Annotated in this window: 18 protein-coding genes; 9 read left to right on the plus strand and 9 right to left on the minus strand. The window is 59.6% G+C overall.

All coding sequences use genetic code 11. The features are described from left to right. Positions 1 to 275 precede the first annotated feature (275 nt). Positions 276 to 2,537, minus strand: a complete 2,262-nt coding sequence (locus P0O24_RS08165; protein ID WP_316969256.1) for a GmrSD restriction endonuclease domain-containing protein — start codon at positions 2,535 to 2,537, stop codon at positions 276 to 278. A 504-nt stretch (positions 2,538 to 3,041) separates the two neighbouring features. Here P0O24_RS08165 and P0O24_RS08170 point away from each other — a divergent pair. Beyond that, positions 3,042 to 4,781 (plus strand): chloride channel protein, encoded by a 1,740-nt coding sequence (locus tag P0O24_RS08170; RefSeq protein WP_316969257.1) that lies wholly within the window; start codon positions 3,042 to 3,044, stop codon positions 4,779 to 4,781. 79 nt (positions 4,782 to 4,860) lie between these two features. Here the strand turns inward: P0O24_RS08170 and P0O24_RS08175 are convergent, their stop codons facing one another. Beyond that, complete coding sequence (locus tag P0O24_RS08175; RefSeq protein WP_316969258.1) at positions 4,861 to 6,591, minus strand: chloride channel protein; 1,731 nt, start codon at positions 6,589 to 6,591, stop codon at positions 4,861 to 4,863. A 218-nt stretch (positions 6,592 to 6,809) separates the two neighbouring features. Between P0O24_RS08175 and P0O24_RS08180 the strand changes: the two genes are divergently transcribed. From P0O24_RS08180 to ahbA, 4 genes are all read left to right on the plus strand, one after another. After that, positions 6,810 to 7,376, plus strand: a complete 567-nt coding sequence (locus P0O24_RS08180; RefSeq protein WP_316969259.1) for a hypothetical protein — start codon at positions 6,810 to 6,812, stop codon at positions 7,374 to 7,376. A gap of 259 nt (positions 7,377 to 7,635) precedes the next feature. Then, positions 7,636 to 8,664: an aspartate-semialdehyde dehydrogenase gene (gene asd, locus P0O24_RS08185; RefSeq protein WP_316969260.1), complete on the plus strand. Its 1,029-nt coding sequence runs from the start codon at positions 7,636 to 7,638 to the stop codon at positions 8,662 to 8,664. Further along, complete coding sequence (locus P0O24_RS08190) at positions 8,665 to 9,651, plus strand: radical SAM/SPASM domain-containing protein (protein WP_316969261.1); 987 nt, start codon at positions 8,665 to 8,667, stop codon at positions 9,649 to 9,651. It begins immediately after the preceding gene. 4 nt (positions 9,652 to 9,655) lie between these two features. Further along, a complete protein-coding gene (ahbA, locus tag P0O24_RS08195) occupies positions 9,656 to 10,234 on the plus strand; it encodes a siroheme decarboxylase subunit alpha (protein ID WP_316969262.1) in 579 nt (192 codons plus the stop codon). 150 nt (positions 10,235 to 10,384) lie between these two features. Here the strand turns inward: ahbA and P0O24_RS08200 are convergent, their stop codons facing one another. Next, on the minus strand, positions 10,385 to 12,112 hold the full coding sequence (locus P0O24_RS08200; RefSeq protein WP_316969263.1) for an alpha-amylase family glycosyl hydrolase: 1,728 nt from the start codon (positions 12,110 to 12,112) through the stop codon (positions 10,385 to 10,387). Positions 12,113 to 12,316: 204 nt separating this feature from the next. On the opposite strand from P0O24_RS08200, the gene P0O24_RS08205 reads away from it, so the two are divergent. Further along, the gene (locus P0O24_RS08205; protein ID WP_316969264.1) at positions 12,317 to 12,448 is read left to right on the plus strand and encodes a hypothetical protein; all 132 of its coding nucleotides are present in this window, start codon (positions 12,317 to 12,319) and stop codon (positions 12,446 to 12,448) included. Here the strand turns inward: P0O24_RS08205 and P0O24_RS08210 are convergent. Beyond that, positions 12,445 to 13,575: a PQQ-dependent sugar dehydrogenase gene (locus tag P0O24_RS08210; protein ID WP_316969265.1), complete on the minus strand. Its 1,131-nt coding sequence runs from the start codon at positions 13,573 to 13,575 to the stop codon at positions 12,445 to 12,447. The two genes, P0O24_RS08205 and P0O24_RS08210, sit on opposite strands and share 4 nt — an antisense overlap. Before the next feature lie 262 nt (positions 13,576 to 13,837). On the opposite strand from P0O24_RS08210, the gene P0O24_RS08215 reads away from it, so the two are divergent. Further along, positions 13,838 to 16,126: a CDC48 family AAA ATPase gene (locus P0O24_RS08215; protein ID WP_316969266.1), complete on the plus strand. Its 2,289-nt coding sequence runs from the start codon at positions 13,838 to 13,840 to the stop codon at positions 16,124 to 16,126. Between the two features lie 119 nt (positions 16,127 to 16,245). On the opposite strand, the gene P0O24_RS08220 is transcribed toward P0O24_RS08215, so the two are convergent. From P0O24_RS08220 to zupT, 5 genes are all read right to left on the minus strand, one after another. Continuing rightward, on the minus strand, positions 16,246 to 16,560 hold the full coding sequence (locus P0O24_RS08220) for a PDGLE domain-containing protein (protein ID WP_316969267.1): 315 nt from the start codon (positions 16,558 to 16,560) through the stop codon (positions 16,246 to 16,248). 11 nt (positions 16,561 to 16,571) lie between these two features. Further along, positions 16,572 to 17,228, minus strand: coding sequence for a cobalt transporter CbiM (cbiM, locus tag P0O24_RS08225; RefSeq protein WP_394356750.1), 657 nt, complete (start codon positions 17,226 to 17,228; stop codon positions 16,572 to 16,574). 286 nt (positions 17,229 to 17,514) lie between these two features. Beyond that, complete coding sequence (locus tag P0O24_RS08230; protein ID WP_316969269.1) at positions 17,515 to 18,342, minus strand: energy-coupling factor ABC transporter ATP-binding protein; 828 nt, start codon at positions 18,340 to 18,342, stop codon at positions 17,515 to 17,517. A 10-nt stretch (positions 18,343 to 18,352) separates the two neighbouring features. Beyond that, positions 18,353 to 19,303, minus strand: a complete 951-nt coding sequence (gene cbiQ / locus P0O24_RS08235; RefSeq protein ID WP_316969270.1) for a cobalt ECF transporter T component CbiQ — start codon at positions 19,301 to 19,303, stop codon at positions 18,353 to 18,355. Between the two features lie 239 nt (positions 19,304 to 19,542). Next, positions 19,543 to 20,313: a zinc transporter ZupT gene (gene zupT, locus P0O24_RS08240; RefSeq protein ID WP_316969271.1), complete on the minus strand. Its 771-nt coding sequence runs from the start codon at positions 20,311 to 20,313 to the stop codon at positions 19,543 to 19,545. Between the two features lie 268 nt (positions 20,314 to 20,581). On the opposite strand from zupT, the gene P0O24_RS08245 reads away from it, so the two are divergent. Together P0O24_RS08245 and P0O24_RS08250 are read left to right on the plus strand one after the other, a co-directional pair. Beyond that, positions 20,582 to 21,217, plus strand: a complete 636-nt coding sequence (locus P0O24_RS08245) for an HAD family hydrolase (protein ID WP_316969272.1) — start codon at positions 20,582 to 20,584, stop codon at positions 21,215 to 21,217. 186 nt (positions 21,218 to 21,403) lie between these two features. Continuing rightward, complete coding sequence (locus P0O24_RS08250; RefSeq protein ID WP_316969273.1) at positions 21,404 to 21,994, plus strand: hypothetical protein; 591 nt, start codon at positions 21,404 to 21,406, stop codon at positions 21,992 to 21,994. Positions 21,995 to 22,765: the final 771 nt, after the last annotated feature.

Below are 22,765 nucleotides of genomic sequence, written 5' to 3' on the forward strand. Positions count from 1 at the left end.
TGAGATCCTTATTTGCATTTAACCTTATCCCGGCGGGGCGGGTGGAGGAGGTTTATAAATAATTGTGGGAATAAATTTTCGGGGAAACTCGGCGGGAGGAGGGCGGGCGATTCGTGGCGGCTCGGGCTCCTGCAACCGGCGCAGATCTCTCGGCCTAGGTTCTTGGGCTGCTCCAGGTCCCTTCGAATCAGTCAGCAGCCTTCCACCCCATCTCCCGAAATTAGGATATTCCTGGCAGCCTCTTATCAAGGCGAGTTCGGAGTATTCTGCGAGGGTCATGCGCCAAATCTCTGTTTTATATATTCCTGGGTCTGGCTAGCGCTTAGTTCGGTAGTTGATGGCCCAGTTCGAATGTAAAATCGTTCAATATCACCGTCTTTCAAGAATACTGGCGTCGGAACTTTTCGGCATTTGATAACCATCACACGGCTGTCTTCGTGGTCATCAAATCGGACGTACAGGCTGGTTATTGCCTGAATTCCCATACGTTCCTTAACAATATTCACAAGATGAAGATTCATCTTGTCTTCGTTGGCAAAATTATCCACTTGGATACCCACAGGGCTGCCATCATCGGAAACACCTACTACGAGAGTTCCACCGTTGGTGTTCAAAAAGCCCGCTATAGTTCTAAGCACAGAGAACTCCATGCGAGGATCTCTAGTGCCGGTGTGCAGATTGGTGCGCAGGGTGGATTTGAACTCTAGCTCTTCTGATTCTCCACTTATAATCACCCTCGATAGATCGAACTCTGCGGCTGCTAAATCTTCCTCGATCTCTCCAGCTGCAAGTGTCACATAGCCTTCGGCGATAATCTTAGCCATAAGCTCACGACGCGTTTCAAGGAAATCACGAAATTCAAGATGTTCCCAATTGAAAGGCATCGCGTGCAAGTGGTACATTCGGTCAAGTTCCATCTGATTGAATCGCTCTTTAATCTCTGGCAGATAATCTGATGGTGCTTGGTCTGAAATATCTAAATTGTCGCCCCACTCCACGAGGGCATAATTGGCGATCTGGTTGGTATCACGGACCGCATTAATCCCAAGCCTGGTTAAATAGCCTTTAGGGAAGAGGTGGTGACGCTCCACAGCCGATCGATTTGCGTGCAATGTCGGATCCAGCAGATCTTCCACCTTGAGCTTTGAAAAGAGCGCCTTCGAATCCAGCAGTACCAGTGCAGCATAATAAGCAAAAAGCGAGGGACTTCGCGGAGATGAGGTTGCCAGATCATTAGGCAGCGACACCGCCCAGAAGTCATTGGTGAGTGTGATATCACAAATATTGTTGAGCATCCTCACAAAGCCATCGGCAGTGCTTACATCTCGCAGCCGAGCCAGATCAAATTCCATGGCTGATTCTGGCGAGCCAGTAAAGCGTCCGGTTACAGCTGACATGAAAAACCAGCGTGCAATTGCCTGGCGCAAATCAGATTCCTTCACATTATATTCGGTGCGTCCGATCAGGTAAAGCGTGTAGGAAAATAAGAGGTTGTTCTGTGAGCTAATCATCTTACCGCTGCGAAAACCAGCTTGCCGAATACAATTCATAAAGTCATGCCAGTATTGAAGATTTAACACCCGCTCCTGAGCATCTTTAAGCAGTTCAAATTGCTGTACCCGTAGTTCTTCGCTAAATTTCTCAGTTTCAAGATCCTTGCCGCGCAAAATTGAGTAAATATATTTTAATCTAGCACGTTTGAATGCGATGCCCACGCCGACTCGCAATAACTGATCCGGAGACGGCTCGATGAAATAGTTGAACGGTGATGCCGCTCCTTTCGACGGTTTGCGGGATTCGCGGCAGAACTCCTCCAGGGCAGCCCGCCCTTCATCCCAAAATACCGACATCAAGGTGAGAATAAAGTCTGCCTGATTCAAAGGAGTACCTTTGCTGTTGATGCGTACAAAGACATCGGATACCGCTTCTTCATCGATATCTGAGGCAAGTTCAAGCGCAGTAAAAGGGTAACTCCTCAATCCCTGAAGCCTCAAAATTCGGTCTTCGATGGCCAATTCCTCGGCTTCATCTACCTCTCGCACAGTCCTTAAATTTTCAAGGTAATCCTTAATTATTCGCGTTACCTTAGCATCCTCACTCCACAACACAGATATGTCAGAAATGAACGACTTGTCGCGCCGGATAGCCGCGTCGGCGACCTCAAATTTCTCCTCCATCGGATTGAAGGCGATTTCAATGCGCTCTTTTTTGAAATTTTCCCTTATAACCGGCACTCCCTTGATAACAGCGTACAAGGAAGTAAGTCGTTGTTGGCCATCAACGATAACTAGATGCGGTGTCTTCTGCTTATTGTCAGTGCCAATCGTTTTTCCTTCATCCCATGATAATCCGTTCTGCCAAAAAAGAAAGTAGCCCACAGGGTAGCCCTTGTACATGGAATCGAACAGGTCACGAGCCTTGGCATTTTTCCAGACAAATGGTCGCTGGATGTCCGGCAGACCGATTTCGCCTAGAGCGACTTTCTTCACCAGAGCGTCCAAATCGTAATCTACCTTATTAAAGACGGTTTTACCCATGCGTTATTCTCTCCTCAGGTCCGTTCCAGTTGATCGACCAGACTGTGCATTCCTGGATCGACATTTCTTTTAAGCTGACTTCATCCTTTCGCTTCGCCTGCCAACCGCCCTCAGAACCCTGATATAAAATGCCCTCCCTTTCTCCTACCCAACGTGGTTAAGATGTTCGACTGCGCCGAAAGGTACGGCCACCGTTTCGGCAAACTCGCCGGACAGCCGGGCGACCGAAAAGAAGTCGGAGTTCGACTAGATCCTCCAGATGCCCACGCCCCGGAGCCATCCGACCTCCGCGCCCCCGCTAATTCCCGCCGACGCCCCCGCCCCCGGCCTCTCCGAGACTCTGGCTTGCGGATGAAAAGAGGGTCAACGGCAGACGGCTCTTCTTCTGAGCTTCCGCCTATACTTGCGAAGAGGCCGGCATAAAAGACCGCCGGGAAAAGCATAAGAAGCGGCGCGACCTCCCCGATAGGGAAGGGTCGTAGAGCGCCTCCGAGGGCGATCGTCTTGAGAGAAGATCAAGCGGCCGACGGCGGCCTAATCAGAAGGATTTCGCGCAGCTACAGGTGGGCCTACATCGACATGCTGGCGATGCTGATCGGCGTCGCTGGAGGAGCTGGGGCGATCCTCTTTCAAAAGGTCATCGAGTTCATCCACGGCATATTCTTCTCAGGGATCGATCCCGGTGCGGGGCCGGGCCTCTCCGTCATCCTCTATCCGATCATCGGCGGCCTCATCGTCGGGCCCATCGTCTGCCTCCTCGCCCCCGAGGCAAAGGGCCACGGCGTCCCCCAGATCATCGAGAGCCTCCAGGTCGGCGGGGGTCAGATCAGAAAGAGGGTGGGATTTCTCCTCATCCTCGCCTCGGCGGTGATCATCGGGAGCGGCGGAAGCGCCGGAAGGGAGGGTCCCATCGCCCAGATCGGAGCCTCCTTCGGCTCCCTCATCGGCCAGATCTTCCGCCTCGGCCCAAAGGACCTGAAGCTCCTGACGGTCTGCGGCGTCGCCGCCGGGGTCGCCGGGACCTTCAACGCCCCCATGGGCGGCGCCATCTTCAGCATGGAGGTGGTGGCCAGGAGGTTCTCACCCTACGACTCGGTCCCGATCCTCCTCTCGGCGGTCGTCGGGGCGGCGGTGGCAGGCACCATCATCGCCCCCGTCCCGGCCTTCACAAACCCCGAGTTCTCCTTCGGGATCCAGGACCTCCTCCTCTGCTTCGTCCTGGGCCCGGCGTTCGGGGCCCTCGCCTTCTCCTGGGTGAGGTTCTTCTATTCGATCGAAGACCTCTTCGAGGGGCTCAGAGTCCCCAAGATGCTGAAGCCCGCCGTCGGAGGGATCGTCGCCGGAATCGGCGGATACCTCCTCTACGGCTACGGGATCATGGGGGTCGGCTACGACGGGATCGCCAGGATCTTCGAGATGCCCGCCCTCTCGGCCTCGGCGGATTTGATCCTCTTCCTCGTCACCCTCGGCCTCGTCAAGATCCTGGCCACCTCCTTCACCGTCGGATCCGGAGGAAGCGGCGGCATCTTCGCCCCCTCCCTCTACATCGGGTTCGTCTTCGGGGTGGCCTTCGGCCTCCTCTCCGAGGCGGCCCTCCCGGGGCTGGCGACCGCTTCCCCGACGGTCTACGGCCTTTTGGGGATGGCGGCCCTCTTCGCCGGGGCCGCCCGGGCGCCCCTGACCTGCATCGTCATGATCCCGGAGATGGCGAGCAGCTACGGCAGACTCCCTCCCATCATCATCGCCTGCGTCCTCAGCTACGCCACAGCCCAGATCCTGATGAGGGGGGCGTCGATCTACTCCATCAAGCTCGCCAAGAAGGGGATCTTCATCGACCAGCCCCAGCCGGTCCTGAGGGGGATCACCGTCGGCGAGGCGATGAATCGGGAGGTCGTCACCGTGGGGGAGGAGATGACCCTCCGGGAGCTTCGGGATCTCGTCTTCAGGACCAACCACACCGGCTTTCCCGTGGTCAGGGACGGAGAGCTCGTCGGGATCGTCACCTTCGATGACCTCCGCAACGTTCCTGTAGAAGAGCAGGATGAGTCGACCGTCGGCGACGTCGCCGAGAGGGCGGTCGTCACCGTCCGCCCCGACCATTCAACGAAGTACGCCATGGACCTGATGTACCAGAACAAGATCGGGAGGCTCCCCGTCGTCAGCGGCGACGACCCGAAGAGGCTCGTGGGGATGATCACGAGGACGGACGTCATCCGGGCCTACGAGGCAGATGCCGAGAGATGATTACCAGAAGACGATAAGACGGTGATCGATCGACAAGAATCCCGGAGCCGATCCGCCGTTAAGGGCTGCCGACCTGTAATCAGTCCCGCCTCGCCCCGTCTCTGCTCAGGACCTCGTAGGCTGCGATGGCATCGGTCCTGGTGACGATCCCGACCACCTTCTTCGGATCCTCTCGATCCACCACCACTAGCCGGCCGACGTTGTTTCTGTAAAGGCGGTCCATGGCATTCTTCATATTCTCGTCGGGGAAGGCGACTATAACGTCCTTCACCGCCACCTCTCCGACCCTGACCTCGCCCTGCCGCCCCTCCGGGACTCGCCGAAGGTCGTCGAAGGTGACGATCCCGGCGAGCTTGCCTTCTTCGACGACGGGAAAACCCCGGACGTTCTCTCGGAAGACCCTCGCCATCGCATCCCTGACCGTCGTCTCCGGCCCCACGGAGGCGACCTCCCGGACCATGGCGTCCCTCACGAGGACCCGCTCCAGGAGAGCCTCCCCCGCCTCCAGGGATACCCCCTTCCTCACGAGCTTCATGGTGAAGATCGTCGACCCCGACAGGCCGATGGAGGCGACGGCGTAGCTTGCGGCGGAGGCGATCATGAGGGCCGGAAGGAGGGAGTAGTCGGCGGCCATCTCCGAGATCAATACCACGGAGGCGAGGGGGGCCCCCGCCGAACCCGCCAGGAGGGCGGCGGCCCCCAGGAGGGCGTAGGCTGGAGCGTGCCCCTCGGCGGCAGGCAGTATCTCGCCGAATAGAAGGCCGAAGGAGGCTCCCGCCACCGCTCCGACGACGAGGGTCGGTCCGATGGTTCCTCCGCACCCCCCGGAGCCGAGGGTCGAGGCGGTGGCCAGGGCCTTCGCCGCCGCCAGGGCCAGGAGGAATAGGGCGAGACGGGATGCTTCCGATCCGGCGGGGCCCGATGCGATAGCGAGGACCCTATCAACGCCGTCATATCCGACTCCCATAACCCCGTAACCGATGAAGTAGAGCCCTGCTGCCCCGGCCACGAGACCTCCGAGCCCCGGCTTCAGCCCCTCAGATAGGGGGATCCCTTCGAAGAGCCTCTCGGCCCCGGCTAGGAGCCTCCCCCAGAGGAGGGCGAGGACGCCGAAGATCAGCCCCAGAAATAAGCAAAGGAAGAGCTCCGGGAGGGGGATCTCGGTCCAGAGGGGGGTGAAGGCGGGGTTCTGCCCGAGGAAGGCGGAGGCGGTCGCCGCACCGACAACCGCCGAGAGGAGGATGGGGACGGCGTCCACCATCCGAAAACGCCTCATAACCACCTCCATCCCGAAGATGGCGCTTCCCAGGGGGGCGTTGAAGGTCCCGGCGAGCCCCGCCACAAACCCCGAGACGGCCAGGATCTGGACTTCGGTGACGTTCAGCCTGAGCCTCTGACCCAGGAGGGACCCGAAGGAGGCCCCTATCTGGGCTATGGGACCCTCCCTGCCGGCGCTCCCGCCGCTCCCGATGGTGACGGCCGAGGCGAGGAGGATGGCAGGGGCCGTCCGGGGACGGATCCGCCCCCCTCTCTTATGGAGGGTCTCCATCAGAGCCGGGACTGTCTCCCCCTTCGCCTCGGGGGCGAACCGCAGTATCAGAAGGCCAACGACCAGCCCTCCCAGGACCGGAAGGAGGACCATCCCCCCGTCGCCGCCAGGGAGGGCGTTGAGGACCGGTCCGAAGAAGAGGCGGTGGACCCCCTCGGCAAGCCTTCTGAAGACGACGGCCCCCATCCCCCCGACGAGGCCGGTGACGATGGCGAGGGCGTCCAGGAGAAGCCACCTGTTCTCGCCTTGGATGCGGATCATCAGGGCTCTCAAGGTATCCTTCGTCACGAGGATGGACGGATATAAAGAAGCTCTGTATGAAGGCGGCAAGGGGGAAGGCAGACTCCGGTTCCATCGGGGTTGAACGGTGACCGCTCTGGACGATCCTGCCGGCAGGATCGTCGTAATTTGAACCCCCATTCCGGCTTAATAACCCTGATATAAAATGCCCTCCTTCTCTTCCCTCCGACGGGGTCAAGATGTTCGATTACGCCGAGAGGTACGGCACCAGGTTCGTCAAGCTCGCCGACAGCAGGGGGACCGGAAAGGAGTTTGAGTTCGACCAGATCCTCCTGACGCCGACTGCCCGGGGCTACCGGGCCCTGGTGGAGCTGGCAAAGGAGGAGGTCGACCCCAGGGTGATGAGGCTTCTATCGAAGGTCTGGCCGGAGCCGACGATAGAGAACCTCTCCTTCTTCGCCATGGCCGCCGCAGTCTATGCCCGGTCGGTGGCCGACCCCCCCCGCACCATAGACGTCGGGAGAGCCCTCCTCAGGACCGCCGCCTTCTGTCGCCTCCGGTGCGCCCGCCGCAAAGAGACCGGCGGAGGGTGCATGGCGGCGAAGGGGCTCGGCCGCCACCAGGTCCCCAAGTGCGTCAAGCTCCCGAGGGACGTCGAGGCCGCCTGGATGGACCTGAAGAAGTACATCGCCGCCGGCGCGGCTCGGGGGGCGGGGACGGGGGAGGAGGCGAGGTCGAGGGCCGCAGAGGGAATGAAGGTCGACTTCAAGCTCCCCGCCGATTACTCCCCCGTCACCTCCTGCTGACCTCCGGGGGAGCCTCATATCAGCTCTGCTCGATGGCTGGGGAGCGCCGCCCGCCCGTCTCCCGGAGCGCATAGCTCCAGGACCACCCCCCCAGAAGGCCGAGGGTCGCGAATGATCAGGGGCTCTTGGGATGATGCCCCTCTCCTTCTGGGGATTTGGGCTCAAAATCAAGAATCAAGCCCGGTTCAGACCCTTTTTCAGAGAAGGCATTTATATCAAGTCCGCGCCAAAAAGCCGTTGTCGTTCAAGGTGATCTTCTATGGCCAAGATTAGAGCAGGCGTTCTTGGAGCTACGGGCGCGGTAGGGCAGCGTTTCATCGAACAGCTATGGGACCATCCCTGGTTTGAGCTCACAAGCCTTGCAGCCTCAGAGAGGAGTGCAGGAAAGAAGTACCGCGAGGCTGCACGATGGCGGCTGGAGCACGAGCTTCCCTCCGAGGTCGCTGAGATGACGGTCGTCAACGTCGACCCCAAGGAGGTGGAGGCGGACGTCGTCTTCTCGGCGCTCCCCGCCGACGAGGCGAAGAAGGTCGAGGCCGACTTCGCAAAGGCAGGGTTTGCAGTCGCGAGCAACGCCAGCGCATACCGGGCAGAGCCGGACGTACCCCTGATGATCCCCGAGTGCAACGCCGACCACCTCGGCCTGGTCGAAGTCCAGCAGAAGAAGCGGGGGTGGGACGGCTACATCGTCACAAACCCCAACTGCACCACTATCATGTTCGCCCTGACCCTCAAGCCCCTGATGCCTATGGATATCCAGAGGGTCATAGTCGCCTCGATGCAGGCGGTCAGCGGCGCCGGCTACGAGGGGGTCCCTTCCATGGCTATCCTGGGCAACATAATCCCCTTCATCTCCGGGGAGGAGGAGAAGGTGGAGCGGGAGGCCCAGAAGGTCCTGGGGACCTTCGACGGCGACCGGATCGTCGACGCCCCCTTCGCCGTCAGCGCCAGCTGCCACCGGGTCCCCGTCATGGACGGCCACACCGAGGCGATCTGGGCGGAGATGGCGACCGACCCCACCCCCGAAGAGGTGAGGGAGGCGTTCCTCAGCTTCAACCCCGGCCTCGGCGACCTCCCCACGGAGCCGAAGAGGCCGATCATCGTCCGGGACGAGCCGGACAGGCCCCAGCCGAGGCTCGACAGGAACGCCGGGAAGGGTATGGCCGTCTCCGTCGGCCGGATCCGGGAGGGGATCCGCTACATCGTCATGGGCCACAACACCGTCCGGGGCGCCGCCGGGGCGAGCGTCCTGAACGCGGAGATCCTCTCCAAGAAGGGAATGCTCTAGATGCTGATCATAGCCTGGGAGGTGACGGGGGCCTGTAACCTCTCCTGCGATTACTGCAGAGCCTCAGCGAAGGCCTCGCCGGAAGAGGGCGAGCTATCGACGAAGGAGGCGCTGGCCTTCATCGACGAGGTGGCCCCCAGGCGGCCGATGCTGATCCTCAGCGGCGGGGAGCCCCTCCTCCGGACCGACATATTCGATATCGCAAGATACGCTCGGGACCGGGGCGTCAGAGTATCCCTGGCGACGAACGGGACGCTCCTCTCGTTCGAGGCGGTCGAGAGGATGAAGGAGGCGGGTATCATGCGGGTCTCCATCAGCCTCGACGGCCCCGCCCCCGAGATCCACGACCTAGCCAGGGGTCAGGGGTCCTTCGACCTCGCCATGAGAGGGATCGATATCCTACGGGGGCGCATCGACTTCCAGATCAACATGACCGTCACCAAGGATAACCTTTCTTTGGTGGGTGCCACCATCGACCTGGCCGAGAAGCTCGGGGCCGTCGCGTTCCACCTCTTCTTCCTCGTCCCGACGGGAAGGGGGAGGGAGGATGAATTGGTGACCCCAGGAGAGCAGGATGAGATACTTCGGCAGGTGGCCCAAGATTCCAGGAACCGGAAGATCGAGGTTAAGGTCACCTGTGCCCCTCAGTACGGCCGTATCGCAAAAGAGGTCCTCACCGAGGCCGAGAGGAGGAGGGTGCCGGGGAGCGCCTGCCTCGCGGGGACGAACTTCGTCTTCGTATCCAGGACCGGAGACGTCACCCCCTGCGGCTACCTTCCGATCGTCGCCGGGAACATCAGGGAGGAGAAGTTCTCGGATATCTGGGATAATTCGCCTGTATTCGTCGACCTGCGAAAGAGGGAGCTAGTTGGAAAGTGTGGCGGATGCGACCGCCGGGAGGTCTGCGGCGGGTGCAGGGCGAGGGCCTACGCCTTGACCGGCGACTATCTCGAGTCTGACCCTCTATGCAGCTATCTGGAGGCCTGAAATTTTGAAATCCTTTTCAACCGGAGATGAGGGGATCGAGGGGAAGCGGATCGAGGATCAGGCTACCGGGGAGAAGGGGGGCGCAGATGAGAGGATCGAAGGCCGGCCTATGGTGGCGGAAAGGCCCGACCTCGACGATCTCGACAGAAGGCTCCTCGAGATGGTCCAGGAGGAGTTCCCCCTGACGGCCCGGCCCTTCTTGGCCCTGGGAGAGGACCTGGGGATAGGCGAGGATGAGGCGATCAGGAGGGCAGAGAGGCTGCGGGACCAGGGGATCATAAGGAGGATCGGACCGATCCTGGACATGAGGCGGCTCGGATTTTCAGGGGTCCTCGTAGCCCTCCCCGTCTCCGATGGAAAGATGGAGGAGATGGCGGAGATCGTCAACGGCTTCCAGGAGATCTCTCACAATTACCTCCGGCCCAACGAGACCAGGTTCAACATGTGGTTTACGATATCGGCCTCGCAGGCCAGGATCGAAGAGATCCTCTCGGAGATAAAAGAGAAGACTGGCCTCGACCAGCTCGTGCTGCCCACCGAGAGGATATTCAAGATCGGGGTGCGGTTCGATATCCCCGAATGAGATATCTGGGGAAAGGCCCGGGTCCGCATGGCGGGGAGAGCTGGTGGGACTGCGGTATCCTGAGAAGGCGACATCGCAGGACGGTCCGTCCCCGGCCGCCATAAGAAACCCGCCGAGATAGATTTTTTGGGGGCCCTGATCCGCAAAAGATCAGGGGATAAGCTTCAATATCGCCATCGAGCGTCCCGCCAGGGGGACGCAGACGGCGTGTCTCTCCCCCCCGTCGGCCCCCCCCGCCGATAAGACGCTGAAACTATCGCCGGGCCGGAGGAGATCTTCCATCTTTCCTCCCTCGGGGGTGAGGTTTCGGTCGACGGTGACATACTCTTCCCTCGGTTCGCAGTCGAGGTTCATGGCGACGAGGATCTCGGTATCGTCCAGGACCCTGGAGTAGGCGAGGGTGCACCTGCCATCGATGGGGTGGCCGAAGTTCCGGCCGTCGCCGGAGACCTCCCGGAAGTACTGTCTACCATACCTGAGGGCCGGCTCCCTCTTCCTGATCTCGGCGATCCTGGATATCGATCTGTAGAGGGGATGCTCCGGGTTGAAGAAGTGGTGGCCTGTGGTCTTGAAGGCGCCCCACCCCCCCCCAAACATGCACTCCCGCAGATACTTGTCGTGGTCTCCCCCGCCGTCGAAGCCCTGCTCGGTCCCGTAGTAGATGCAGGGGATCCCCTGGCTTGTGAGAAGGTAGCCGACGGCGAGGAGCGCCTGATCCTGGTGGGGGTCTTCGAAGAGGAACCTCCCCTTAGGGGAGCGGCCTATCTGGTCGTGGTTGTCGACGAAGGTGACGAACCTCCTCCCCGCCTCGCCCCGGTCGGCGTAGATGTCGGAGAACCTGGCGTACCTCTCCCTGAGGGCCGCGGGGTTTCGAAAGCCCTTGATCACCCATTCCAGCACCCCCCAGAGGGGGAAGTCCAGGGCGGCGTCCAGGGAGGGGAACCGCTCGTTGGTCCCCGGAATTCGGGCGTTTCGACCGATGTACTGGTCGATGAAGCTGTCCTCGCCGACGATCTCGCCGAAGAGAAAGAAGTTCTTCTTTCCGATCCTCTGGGCGTACTCCCGGATGGCGTTGCAGAATATGGCGGTGGACGACTCCTCCAGGTGCTTTGCCGCATCCAGGCGGTAGCCGTCGATGTCGGCTTCTGCGATCCAGTGCTTGTAGACGTCTATCAGCGCCTTCAAGACCTCTTTATTTGAGGTGTCCAGGTCTTTGAGGGAGAGGAAGTCGCCGTCCCTCGTCTCGGGGAAGGCGTCCCAGTTCCTGATCTCACCCTTTCTTCTATACCATTCGGGGTTCTCAAACTCCCTGGGCAAAACAGATCCGCCGTCCCCCTCCTCCGGGGTGTCTGACCGTCTCCAGAACCCGAAATCGAACCTCTGACCATCGCAGTAGTAGTAGGGGTACCCCCCAGGATACGCCCAGTTATCCCCGGTATGGTTCATGACGACGTCCAGGATGACGCGGATCCCCTTCTTATGGGCTTTCTTGACGAGATCCTGGAGATCCTTCACGGTCCCGAACCTGGGGTCGACCTCCAGGAAGTTCTGCGTCCCGTAACCGTGATAGGTGTTCTCGCCGTCCCGGTTCCTGAATATCGGGCTGAGCCAGATGGCGGTGCAGCCGAGCCCCTTGATGTAATCCATCTTCTTCGATACCCCTTTGAGGGTCCCCCCCTGCCACCGGTCCCCCTCCGAGTCGTCTCTGTCCCGGGGGAGGCTCTCCTCGTAGGCTGGCCTCTTCTCATCGCCGTCGTTGAACCTGTCGACCATCAGGTGGTAGATGAACTGGTCCCTCCAGTCTGAAGGAGACGGATAGACCTCTCCCCGGGGCTGGAAGTCGACCCTATTTCGATCTTCCCTTCTATTTTTGGACATGATCCTTCACCTGCAACTATATAATTTGTTGATGATATCCTGATTTGGAAGGCGGGCCCAACGAAGATCCGCGGAGAATACGATATTATCGATATCTTCTGGACCTTTCAGGATATATCAGACCACCACACTTCTTTATAAAAGAAGATATGATCTCTTAATTATATGTAACTTTTGGGCGATAGATAGGCGAGGAGGCGTCCGATGGCCGGGTTTGGGCGGCCGCGAGGAGAGGTCCGGGTTGAAGATCCCGGCCCCTGGAGCCGTTCCCACCGGGGGATCCTCCGGGTCGAAGCTCCAGGGGCGGGTTACGACCCGGCCTTTTCGGGGTCTTAGACCCCGACGTGGAGGATCCTGTAGATCGCCCCGGCAAAATCGTCAGATACGAGAAGGGACCCGTCGTCCATCACCATAAGGTCCACAGGCCTTCCCCAGGCCTCCCTCCCCTGGAGCCACCCCTCGGCGAACACGTCGTAGCCAGCAGCCCTCCCGTCCTCGAGACTGACGGTCGTCACCCGGTAGCCGATGGGGTCGGCCCGGTTCCAGGATCCGTGCTCGGCGATGAAGATCGCGCCCCGGCGCTCCGGCGGGAAGGCCGTCCCCGAATAGAACCTCATCCCGAGAGCGGCGACGTGGGGTCCCAGTTTCATCTCCGGGGAGACGAACTCGCCGCAACCCCTCGACGCGCCGAAGGCGGGGTCGGGTACTCCGGCGTGGCAGAAGGGAAAGCCGAAGTGGAGCCCCGCCACAGCGGCCCGGTTCAGCTCGTCGGGAGGGAGGTCGTCCCCCATCCAGTCGCGGCCGTTGTCGGTGAACCAGAGCTCCCCCGTCCCGGGGTGCCAGTCGAAGCCGACGGTGTTCCTGACGCCCCGGGCGAAGATCTCGAAGTTTCCGCCGTCGGGGTCCATCCTGGTGATGGTGGCATAGGGGTCGCCGGGGTCGCAGACGTTGCAGGGGGCGCCGATGGCGACGTAGAGCTTGCCGTCGGGGCCGAAGGCGATGAACCTCCAGCCGTGGGACCTCTCCCTCGGGAGGTCGTCCTTGACGACTATGGGCACGGGCGGATCCCCCAGCCTCGCCTCGATCCCGTCGAACCTGAGGATCCGGCTCACCTCGGCGACGTACAACGACCCGTCCCGGAAGGCGACGCCGTTGGGAAGGTCGAGCCCTTCGGCTATGACGAAGACCTCGCCGGGATCGATCCGGCCGTTCCCGTCCTCATCTCTTATGGCGTATACCCTCCCCTGAGACCGCGTCCCCACGAATACCGTCCCTTCGGCGCCGAGGGCGAGGGACCGGGCGCCGGGAACGTCGGCGGCGTAGACCTCGATCTCGAAGCCCGGCGGAAGCTCGATCAGGTCGATGGGAAGGTCTCTACCTCCTCCCTGGGGGGCGTTCAGATAGACCAGGGCAAAAAGGAAGAGGAGGGCGGGGACGAGGAGCTTTCTGGGCTGGAGGGTCATGATATCATCACCATCTCGATCTCTCTTTGTAAATCTATTCCGCCTTCATCCGTTACAAGCTCTTCGGGACGAAATCGGTTCTATAGTTCTAATAGGTAGGGATGATATATTCTTCGTCCCCGAAGTTGAGGCGGTTTTAGAGCTGGGCTCTTCGGGTTCTAATAGAGCTAATCCGTCTTCAAAATACGTTGCCGTCGTCGAATGAGGAGAATACTTAACTAGAAACTCGTCCATAAATAGCGGTCGAGAGGGTGTTTTAGAGATGACCGACTCCGAATCCATCCGGCTGAAGATCATAGAGGCTGACCAGAGGGACGTGGGAAAGGGGATCGTGCGGATCAGCGAGCGGCAGATGGCCGACCTGGGGCTCGTCGAGTACGACGTGGTGAACATAAAGGGCGGAAAGCCCACCAGCGCCCTCGCGGCTAAGGCCTACCCCACCGACGAGGATATGGAAGTCGTCAGGATGGACGGCCTCATCAGGTCCAACTCCAGCTCCTCCATCGGCCAGTTCGTCGAGGTCTCGAAGGCCGAGTGGTCCCCGGCGGAGAAGGTGACCCTCGCCCCCGTAGGTCGCGGGATCCAGATCGATATCCCCAGCGAGACCCTGACGAAGGTCTTCTCGGGAAGGCCCGTCTCCAAGGGGGACATCATCTCCACCACCACCCTCCGGCGGCCGGCGAGCGCGCAAGCCTCTGGGAAGGACTCGATGTTCGACGAGATCTTCAAGAGGCCCGAGAGGGGTTCGGCCTTCGGCTTCGGAGAGGTGAAGATGAGGGTCCTCTCCACCGTCCCCTCGGGGACTATGGTGAGGATATCTGCCGATACGAAGATCGAGCTGATCGCCCGGGCCGTCGACGCCCGGCAGGCGGCGGAGGTCGTCTACGAGGATCTGGGGGGGATGAAGCACGCCATCCAGAGGGTCCGGGAGATGATCGAGCTCCCCCTCAAGCATCCGGAGCTCTTCGAGAGGCTGGGGATCGACCCCCCCAGGGGCGTCCTCCTCCATGGCCCCCCGGGGACGGGGAAGACTATGCTGGCGAAGGCCGTCGCCAACGAGTCCAGCGCCCACTTCGCCTCGATCAACGGCCCCGAGGTCGTCTCCAAGTACTACGGCGAGTCGGAGAAGAGGATAAGAGAGGTCTTCGAGGATTCGGAGAGGAACGCACCTGCGATCATATTCCTCGACGAGCTCGACTCCATCGCCCCCAAGAGAGAGGAGGTCGCCGGGGAGATGGAGCGGAGGATGGTAGCCCAGCTCCTATCCCTCATGGACGGCCTCAAAGAGAGGACGAACGTCATCGTCATCGGGGCGACGAACAGGCCCGACGCCGTCGACCCGGCCCTCAGAAGGCCGGGGAGGTTCGACCGGGAGATCGAGCTAGGGGTCCCCGACTTCGAGGGGAGGCGCGAGATCCTCCAGATCCATACGAGGGGGATGCCTCTGGCCGAGGACGTCGACCTCGACGAGTTCGCCCAGCTGACCTACGGCTTCGTCGGAGCCGACATCGCCGCCTTCACGAGGGAAGCGGCGATGAACGCCCTTCGGCGGGTCCTCCCAAAAATCGACCTCGACCTGCCGACGATTCCTGCCGAGATCCTCGAAGAGCTGGTGGTTACCAGGGGCGACCTGTCGTCGGCGATCCACGAAGTCTCCCCCAGCGCCCTGCGGGAGATCCTCATCGAGGTGCCGAACGTCACCTGGGCCGACGTCGGCGGCCTTGAAGAGGTGAAGCAGCTCCTCGTCGAGGCCGTCGAGTGGCCCCTGGTCTACGGCGAGAACTTCAGGAGGCTCGGTATCGACGCTCCCAAGGGCGTCCTCCTCTACGGCCCGCCGGGGACGGGAAAGACGCTCCTCGCCAAGGCCGTCGCCAACGAGTCCAACGCCAACTTCATCACGACGAAGGGGTCCGAGATCCTCTCGAAGTGGTACGGCGAGAGCGAGCGGCATATCGCCGAGATCTTCAGAAAGGCGCGGCAGGTGGCCCCTGCAATAGTATTCCTCGATGAGCTCGACTCCCTCGCCCCCATCCGGGGCGGCGGTGCCGGGGAGCCCCACGTCACCGAGAGGATAGTAAACCAGCTCCTCTCCGAGATCGACGGGATGGAGGAGCTTCGGGGCGTCGTCGTAATAGCCGCCACCAACCGCCCCGACATAATCGATCCCGCCCTGGTGAGGCCCGGAAGGTTTGACGAATTGATCATGGTCCCGGTCCCAGACGCCGCATCGAGGAAGAAGATCTTCGCCGTCCACACCGGGAAGATGCCCCTGGCCGATGACGTCGATCTCGATGAACTCGTCGAGAAGACCCAGGAGTATACGGGGGCCGACATCGCCTCTATATGCAGGAAGGCGGGGAGGCTCGCCCTCCGGGAGGATATGAACGCCGTCGAGGTGAGAAAGAGCCACTTCCTCGCCGCCCTGGAGGATGTGGGCCCCTCCGTCACCCCCGACACCATGAGGCATTATGCGAAGCTCTCGGGGGAGCTACGAAAGAAGGGGTCCCGGGCCGTCGAGAAGGCGGCGGAGGACGTGGATGGGGCAAGGTAGAGGGCGAGGAAGAGATTGCATGAAGACTGAGGAAGAAAAAGGGACGGGTGGCAGAGGGCCATCCTCTCTGGATGGGATCTGTCCCCCTCCCCAGCATGGAACGGACCGGTCGATCTGATCTAGTCCTTTGCTATTCTCTTTCCCGCGAAGTAGAGGAGACCGCCGCCGAGGACGACGCCTATGATGGCGGAGAGGACGTACGCGATGACGGCTCCACCGGTCGACTCGTCGCCCTCGAAGGCGTAGTCAGGGAGGGGTGCTCTCTGCCAGAAGGAGGATAGCTCCTCAAGCCCCCGGGGGACGTACCCCAGCTTCTCTTCGATCTCCTCGTTGCCCCACTCGCCGAAGGTCTCTCCGGTGGCGATGAGCCCCAGGGGCACCAGGACAACCAGGATCAGAAGGCCTATGACCATGTTTCTTATCGACTTATCCATGAATCATCACCTCAGGCGGCGGCTCCCTTCGCCAGCCTCTTGGACGTAGGGCTGTCGTACATAAGGAGGCTGGGATCGGTCTTCTGGATGTAGGCGAAGATCAGGGCAGTGACTATCGCCTCCACGAAGCTGAAGAAGAGGACGTGCTCCGCCAGCATCGCCGGGAGGGCGATATTGAGGCCGTAAGGCATGTAGAGGGGCATCCCGCCGGCGTCGGTGTGGAGGAGCGGCTGGATCCCGAACATCACCCCCGTGAGGCCGGCGGCCAGGGTGAGGGAGACGTAACCTGCTATCGCCGAGGCGACGACCCTCTTTTGGGAGGCGATGGCGGAGCTTCCGCTTATAATCTTATAGACGTAGAAGGCAGCAAAGGGCATCACCACCGCCATGTTGAAGCAGTTCGCGGCTATCGCCGTTATCCCGCCGTCCCCGAATATCAGTGCCTGGAGGATCAGGGCGACAGATATGGCGATCACCCCGGCCCAGGGGCCGAGGACGATACCCACGATCGCCCCGCCTACGGCGTGGCCGGTGCTCCCGCCTGGGATCGGGAGGTTGAACATCATTATGACGAAGGAGAAGGCGGCTGCAAGAGCCAGGAGAGGCACCTGCCTCGTACGGAGTTCCCGGCTGAGCCTACGCCCGGCGTATATCCATATCGGGAACATGATGATCCACATGGCGATATAGGTGTATGGCCCAAGATAGCCGTCAGGGATATGCATAACATCACCAGACTGGACGTTGCGATCTGGAGTATAAGAATCTATCTATTTCAACACAAAACGAGAGTATGTTATTTTATAATATTACTAAATCGTCACGGCACAGCACACGTAGCATCAAGACGAACGATCGAACGATTCGGCTTCATCTTTCCCTCGGCGGATTGAAGGCTGTGAGTAAGACGGAACGGCCATCTCCCTCTGACGGGAGCGGCCGAGGTCTCTTCCATCAGACCTTTACCTTCTTGTGGCCCTGGTACTGAGGGTGGTAATGCTCCTGATATACGGAGCCGTGCCGGTGCATGTGCTTGTGGATCAGGTTTGAGGCCAGGAGAAGGTCCAGGTCTCCGATGACGTCGCAGGAGTTCCTGTCGGCTTTTATGGTGTGGTCCTCGCCGATCACCACCGCCCTCTTGCTGATATGCTCGACGGTGTCCAGGTCGTGGGTGGCCACGACGATCGTCTTTCCAGCCCGCCCCAGCTCCTGAAATAGCTCTATAAGCCAGAGCTGAGTTCTCGGGTCGAGGCCCGCGGTCGGCTCGTCCAGCAGCAGGACATCTGGGTTTGTTGCCAGGGCCGAGGCTATGCAGACCTTCTTCTTCTCTCCGCCGCTGAGGGTGTGGGGCGCCCGATCCCTGAGCTTAGAGATCTCGACGAGCCCCATAACGTCGTCGACCCTCCCGGCCACCTCCTCTGTCGCTATCCCGAGCTGCAGCGGGCCGAAGGCGATCTCGTCGTAGACCGTCGAGCTGAAGAGCTGGACGTCGGAGTTCTGGAAGACGAAGGCAACTTTCTTTCTGAAGAAGGATCTAAATTCGCTCTCGGCGAGGGAATCGAAGACATCCTCTTCCACCTCCTCTCCAAAGGCTCGAAACTCGCCGGTGGTGGGGAATATTAGGGCGTCCATGATCGATAGAAGGGTGGACTTCCCAGAGCCGTTGGACCCGATGAGGGAGACCTCTTCCCCCCGGGATATCTGGAGGTTTATTCCCAACAGGGCCTCGAACTTTCCCAGGTAGGAGTATGAAACGTCCTTGAGATCGAATATGATCGTCATCTTCTAAACCTCATAGCTGGAGGAGATTTGTGGAAGCGAGGAGGAGGGCCAGGGACAATGTGATGGCGAAAGCGGCTGCCAGGCTGTCGCGCCTTCGAATATGATAGTCGTGAATGATCCGGACGTCGCCGGAGAAGCCTCTGGAGACCATAGCCATGTGGACCTTCTCGCTCATGTCCAGGGACTTTATCAGCATGTAGCCTATCCTCCCTCCGACCCACCTCTGCTCGTCTCTGAGGCTCATGCTCCTTATCGTCCTGCTCTTCTTGGCCACATGAAGGTCTCTTATCATCTCCATGAAGAGGAAGATATAGCGGTAGGCCATGGTCATGGTGAGGACGTAGACCTTGGGGACCCGGAGGGACCGGAGAGACTTGAAGAGGAGCTGCTGCGGCGTGGAGAGGAATAGTAGGACGACCGCCGAGACCGCCGTCGCCACCCTGAGGGTGAAGGTGGCGGCGGTCATCACCCCCTGCTCTGTGATGTAGATCGAGTCGGGAAGGGCGAAGGGCCCCAGGTGGGCATCTGGAGGTAGGTTCATTATCGGTATCAGGGGGTCGCCGGGGAGGAATACGTTGAAGATGACGGGGATGACGATCACCCCGGCGAAGAAGGGGACGAAGAGCCATACCCTCTTTATGAAGAAGGCGATCCCAATCTTGCTGAGGCGGGCGAAGAGGAGGGTGAGGAGGTAGACGATGGCAAGAAGGCGAAGGTCGCCCGTCACCGAGACGGCGAAGACGATTGAAAGGATCGATATCATCTTCACCCGGGGGTCGAGGCTCTGGAGGAGGCCGTCCTTCTTGGTGAAGGACTCGGTGACGAGCGCCTCCTGGAAGAATCTGAAGACGCCGTCGATCGTCTTCTTGACGAAGCTCGCCTTTGCCTTCTTCCCCCTCCCGACGGCTGGCGGAGCCTCAAAGGATCCACCTCCCGTCTCCTTCATCCAGTCCGGGATCAACGGAACACCCCGTCAGATCCGCCGGCCCCAGATCGACCAATGGTCCCCTCCGGCCTATAGACCGCCATCAAACAATAGGTCATCCTCGCCTCTTCGCCGTTAGATGGAGTTCTGATTAATAAAGGTTATCACGTGTTATCAATTGCTATTATCAATCGGCTGATTATGCCACATTTCTTCGCAACCGGTCAGCTCCTCCGTCGTGGGTCCCCCACCCCCCCGATTTCTCATAACTCGACTCACTGGAAGAGCGCCAGGGCGACCATCATCACGAAGATCCCGGCGATGAGGCCGGCGTTCGTCAGGTGCTCGTCGCCGTAGGAGTTGGCGATGGGGATCAGCTCGTCGAAGCAGATCATGACCATGATCCCGGCGACGAAGGCTATCGAGGCGTTGAGGACGAAGTCGGTTAAGAACGGCATGAGGATGAGGATGGCCAGGATCGCCCCCAGGGGCTGGGCCATCCCGGCGAGGAAGGAGTATAAGCTCGCCTTCTTCCGGTCGGAGGTGGCGCAGTAGAGGGGGACGGAGACGGCGATACCCTCGGGGATGTTGTGGATCGCTATGGCGATGGCGATGGGTATGCCCAGGCTCAGATCTGCCATGGAGACGAGGGCGACGGCCGCCCCTTCGGGCAGATTGTGGATCGCGATCCCCAGGGCGAGCATGATACCGCCCCGGTAGAGCCGGTCGCAGTGGGGGTCAGCCCGGCCGTTCATGTGGGCGTGGGGGACGACCTTGTCGAGGAAGAAGACCGTCAGCAGCCCCCCCAGGAAGAAGAGGTTCGCGTACCCCGCCCCAATCTCCTCCCTGGCGTTGGAGAACAGGTCGACGAAGGCGATGAAGATCATCACCCCCGTGGCGAAGCCGAGGCTGACCGATAGGTACCTCATGTCCGGCCTCGGGATGAAGTAGGCTATGAGCCCCCCGACCCCGGTGGCGAGGCCAGCGAGGGTGGTGAGTATGAGGGCGGGGACGACGTTCTCCATCATGGAAGGTTCGCCCCCCATGATTCCCCCATAGCTTAAATAGCTTCGGGGTCGGGCGGCGGCGACCGCCCCCCGGCCTCCCGGCTCCACTGCCCGCCTCCGGGGATCGGGGCTGCACCCCGCAGGACGGTGGAGGGACGGTGGAGGGAACGGAGGAGGGACGGCGGGAAATGTTGACGGGACGGCGGAGGGATGGCGGGAGGGGGTAGGGAAGGGAGGCGGAATGGCGGAGGCGGCAAAAGCTTAACAAGGCCGAGGGTCCAGTAACCGGAAAGGTTGGTGGGCAGAGATGATCAAGATCATATCCTTCGACATGGACGGGACCCTCGTCACATCGCGGTACGTCGAGCGGGTCTGGCTGGAGGGGGTCCCCTCCCTATACGCCCGGCGCCACGGCATCGGCCTGGAAGAGGCCCAAAGGATCGTCTACGACGAGTACATGTCCGTCGGGACGAGGGACCTGCGGTGGTACGACCTCTCCCACTGGCTCGACCGCTTCGAGATAGATATCGCCCATCACGACCTCCTGGAGATGTTCAGGGCCGACGTCGAGCTCTACCCCGAGACTGAGGAGGTCCTCGGCCTCCTCTCGGAGAAATTCGACCTCGTAGTCGCCTCCAACGGCGCCACGGAGTTTGTGGAGTTCGAGCTGGGAAGCTACAGGCACCACTTCCGGGAGATCTTATCCGTCACCTCCGTCTTCGGAAAGGTGAAGGACTACCCCGAGACCTTCCTCGACCTCTGCCGCCATCTCGGGGCGAAGCCTGACGAGGTGGTTCACATCGGCGACCACCGCTACTTCGACTACGAGGTTCCTAAGGAGGCGGGGCTCTCCGCCCTCTACCTCGACCGGGAGCGGATGGAGTCGGGGGACCACGTCGTCCACGACCTTTTGGAGGCGGCGGAGCGAGTGATGGGGATGTGATTATATACTTAATTTGATAACCTTTAGAAAATTATGGCTTAACGAAAGCGAAAGATATTTTTATAATATAGGTGGACTAAAATGGACAATCAATTACACTATCTCTGTGATAATAAGGATAATATCGTTCTATTACATTATGCCTGTACGGACGTCTCAAAACATCCAATAAAGATTCCCTGTATCGTGATATCTGAATATAATAATCGAAATACACAGGTTTTTTCTGCGTTAGATGGCGATGAGGAAACAGTTCTCCTAGGATTTTATAATTATGTCCAGCGCAACCCTAATAGAACATATGTAGGATGGAACTTTAAAGGGGTGACATATGGGCCACAAATTCTTGAAAGAAGGTATCAAGAACTATTCGGAAAGAAACCACCCAGAATAAATTCTGTATTAGATCTCGATGACGTAATCGAGTCAGAATATGGTAAATTATATGTAGATCACGGAGATAAAGGCAAAATGTATAATCTATTTACATTAAATGACATATCTACCCTTGATTTCTTAGGCGGAATGAAAGAGGCTGAACTATGTGAAAAAAACGATATTAGACCTGTTGAACAATCCACTGATCGCAAAGTCAGAGGTATGATGAATATATTAGATTTTCTCATTAACAGAAATCTAAAAACCACTAGAAAGACTATCAAACATCACATGCTTCAGACAAAAATTCACAATATTGAGAACTCCTCATGGTACCGTCTTGCTGCAATTGTTGTAGTGCTAATCGCGGTCATAACGGCTGTCATAAAGATTCTTTAAAAAATTATCGAGCACATATTTTTTTAAAAAATATATTTATAATCAAATTGCGACGGCGTACCCCACAGTAGAGCTGCGGGGCACTCGTTAAAATATATAGATAATAATACTTTTAAATCCGAAATCCGCAACTGTACTCCACCGGCTTTGAAGCAATCTACTAGATAGTTAACGACTTTTCCGTCGCCCGCCGAGGCGTCATACACCCGATCAGTTAAAGGTGCCTATATATCCAGAGAGGAGATGCAAAGCGAGACAGAGGACAGAATTTAGCTCTGGTTCTATCGAGCACAACTCCGGGGACCCTATCAGTGTGGTAGGGACCCAGAGAGCCTGCGACGCGACCCCAATCCTGCACGCCCTCTTTCGCACGGCGATTCCACGGCGCGGGATCGTCGGCCGGCCCCTCCCCCGCCTCCCGGCTTCGCGGACCCCGCAGGGCCGATCGGGACAGACGGGCTGAGACCCCGGTACTCCTGGCCAGCACGCGGCGGTCTTCCGGCCGGTCGGACTTTCGGCGCCGCCAGGAGTATTCGTTTATATTTATAAATTTATCAGAAATATCGCCCCGTGCGGGGAAGTCGGCGTCTCAGGCCCCCCCCACCGGCGCCGGAGGCGGATCCCGCCTCAAGCATCAGTTCCAGCCTGACCTCCCCAGCGTTTAGGCACACATATGAAGAGCATCCAGGATTTCGCGCTGTTTTTTGGATATCTCAGTGGCCATCTTCTCTCCATTCGGCAAGACCATGATCTTAATTTTTTCCAGCTCAG

This window comes from Candidatus Methanocrinis alkalitolerans (assembly GCF_029167205.1).
GTDB classification, from domain to species: Archaea; Halobacteriota; Methanosarcinia; order Methanotrichales; family Methanotrichaceae; genus Methanocrinis; species Methanocrinis alkalitolerans.

Bases quoted from the DNA above. Each gene is read 5' to 3' on its own strand.
- P0O24_RS08205 (WP_316969264.1), top strand. From the start codon at position 12,317: ATGGCCGGGTTTGGGCGGCCGCGAGGAGAGGTCCGGGTTGAAGATCCC.
- P0O24_RS08215 (WP_316969266.1), top strand. From the start codon at position 13,838: ATGACCGACTCCGAATCCATCCGGCTGAAGATCATAGAGGCTGACCAG.
- asd (WP_316969260.1), top strand. From the start codon at position 7,636: ATGGCCAAGATTAGAGCAGGCGTTCTTGGAGCTACGGGCGCGGTAGGG.
- P0O24_RS08245 (WP_316969272.1), top strand. From the start codon at position 20,582: ATGATCAAGATCATATCCTTCGACATGGACGGGACCCTCGTCACATCG.
- P0O24_RS08190 (WP_316969261.1), top strand. From the start codon at position 8,665: ATGCTGATCATAGCCTGGGAGGTGACGGGGGCCTGTAACCTCTCCTGC.
- P0O24_RS08180 (WP_316969259.1), top strand. From the start codon at position 6,810: ATGTTCGATTACGCCGAGAGGTACGGCACCAGGTTCGTCAAGCTCGCC.
- P0O24_RS08165 (WP_316969256.1), bottom strand. From the start codon at position 2,537: ATGGGTAAAACCGTCTTTAATAAGGTAGATTACGATTTGGACGCTCTG.
- zupT (WP_316969271.1), bottom strand. From the start codon at position 20,313: ATGGGGGGCGAACCTTCCATGATGGAGAACGTCGTCCCCGCCCTCATA.
- cbiM (WP_394356750.1), bottom strand. From the start codon at position 17,228: ATGTTCCCGATATGGATATACGCCGGGCGTAGGCTCAGCCGGGAACTC.
- P0O24_RS08230 (WP_316969269.1), bottom strand. From the start codon at position 18,342: ATGACGATCATATTCGATCTCAAGGACGTTTCATACTCCTACCTGGGA.
- P0O24_RS08200 (WP_316969263.1), bottom strand. From the start codon at position 12,112: ATGTCCAAAAATAGAAGGGAAGATCGAAATAGGGTCGACTTCCAGCCC.
- P0O24_RS08210 (WP_316969265.1), bottom strand. From the start codon at position 13,575: ATGACCCTCCAGCCCAGAAAGCTCCTCGTCCCCGCCCTCCTCTTCCTT.
- P0O24_RS08220 (WP_316969267.1), bottom strand. From the start codon at position 16,560: ATGGATAAGTCGATAAGAAACATGGTCATAGGCCTTCTGATCCTGGTT.
- P0O24_RS08175 (WP_316969258.1), bottom strand. From the start codon at position 6,591: ATGATCCGCATCCAAGGCGAGAACAGGTGGCTTCTCCTGGACGCCCTC.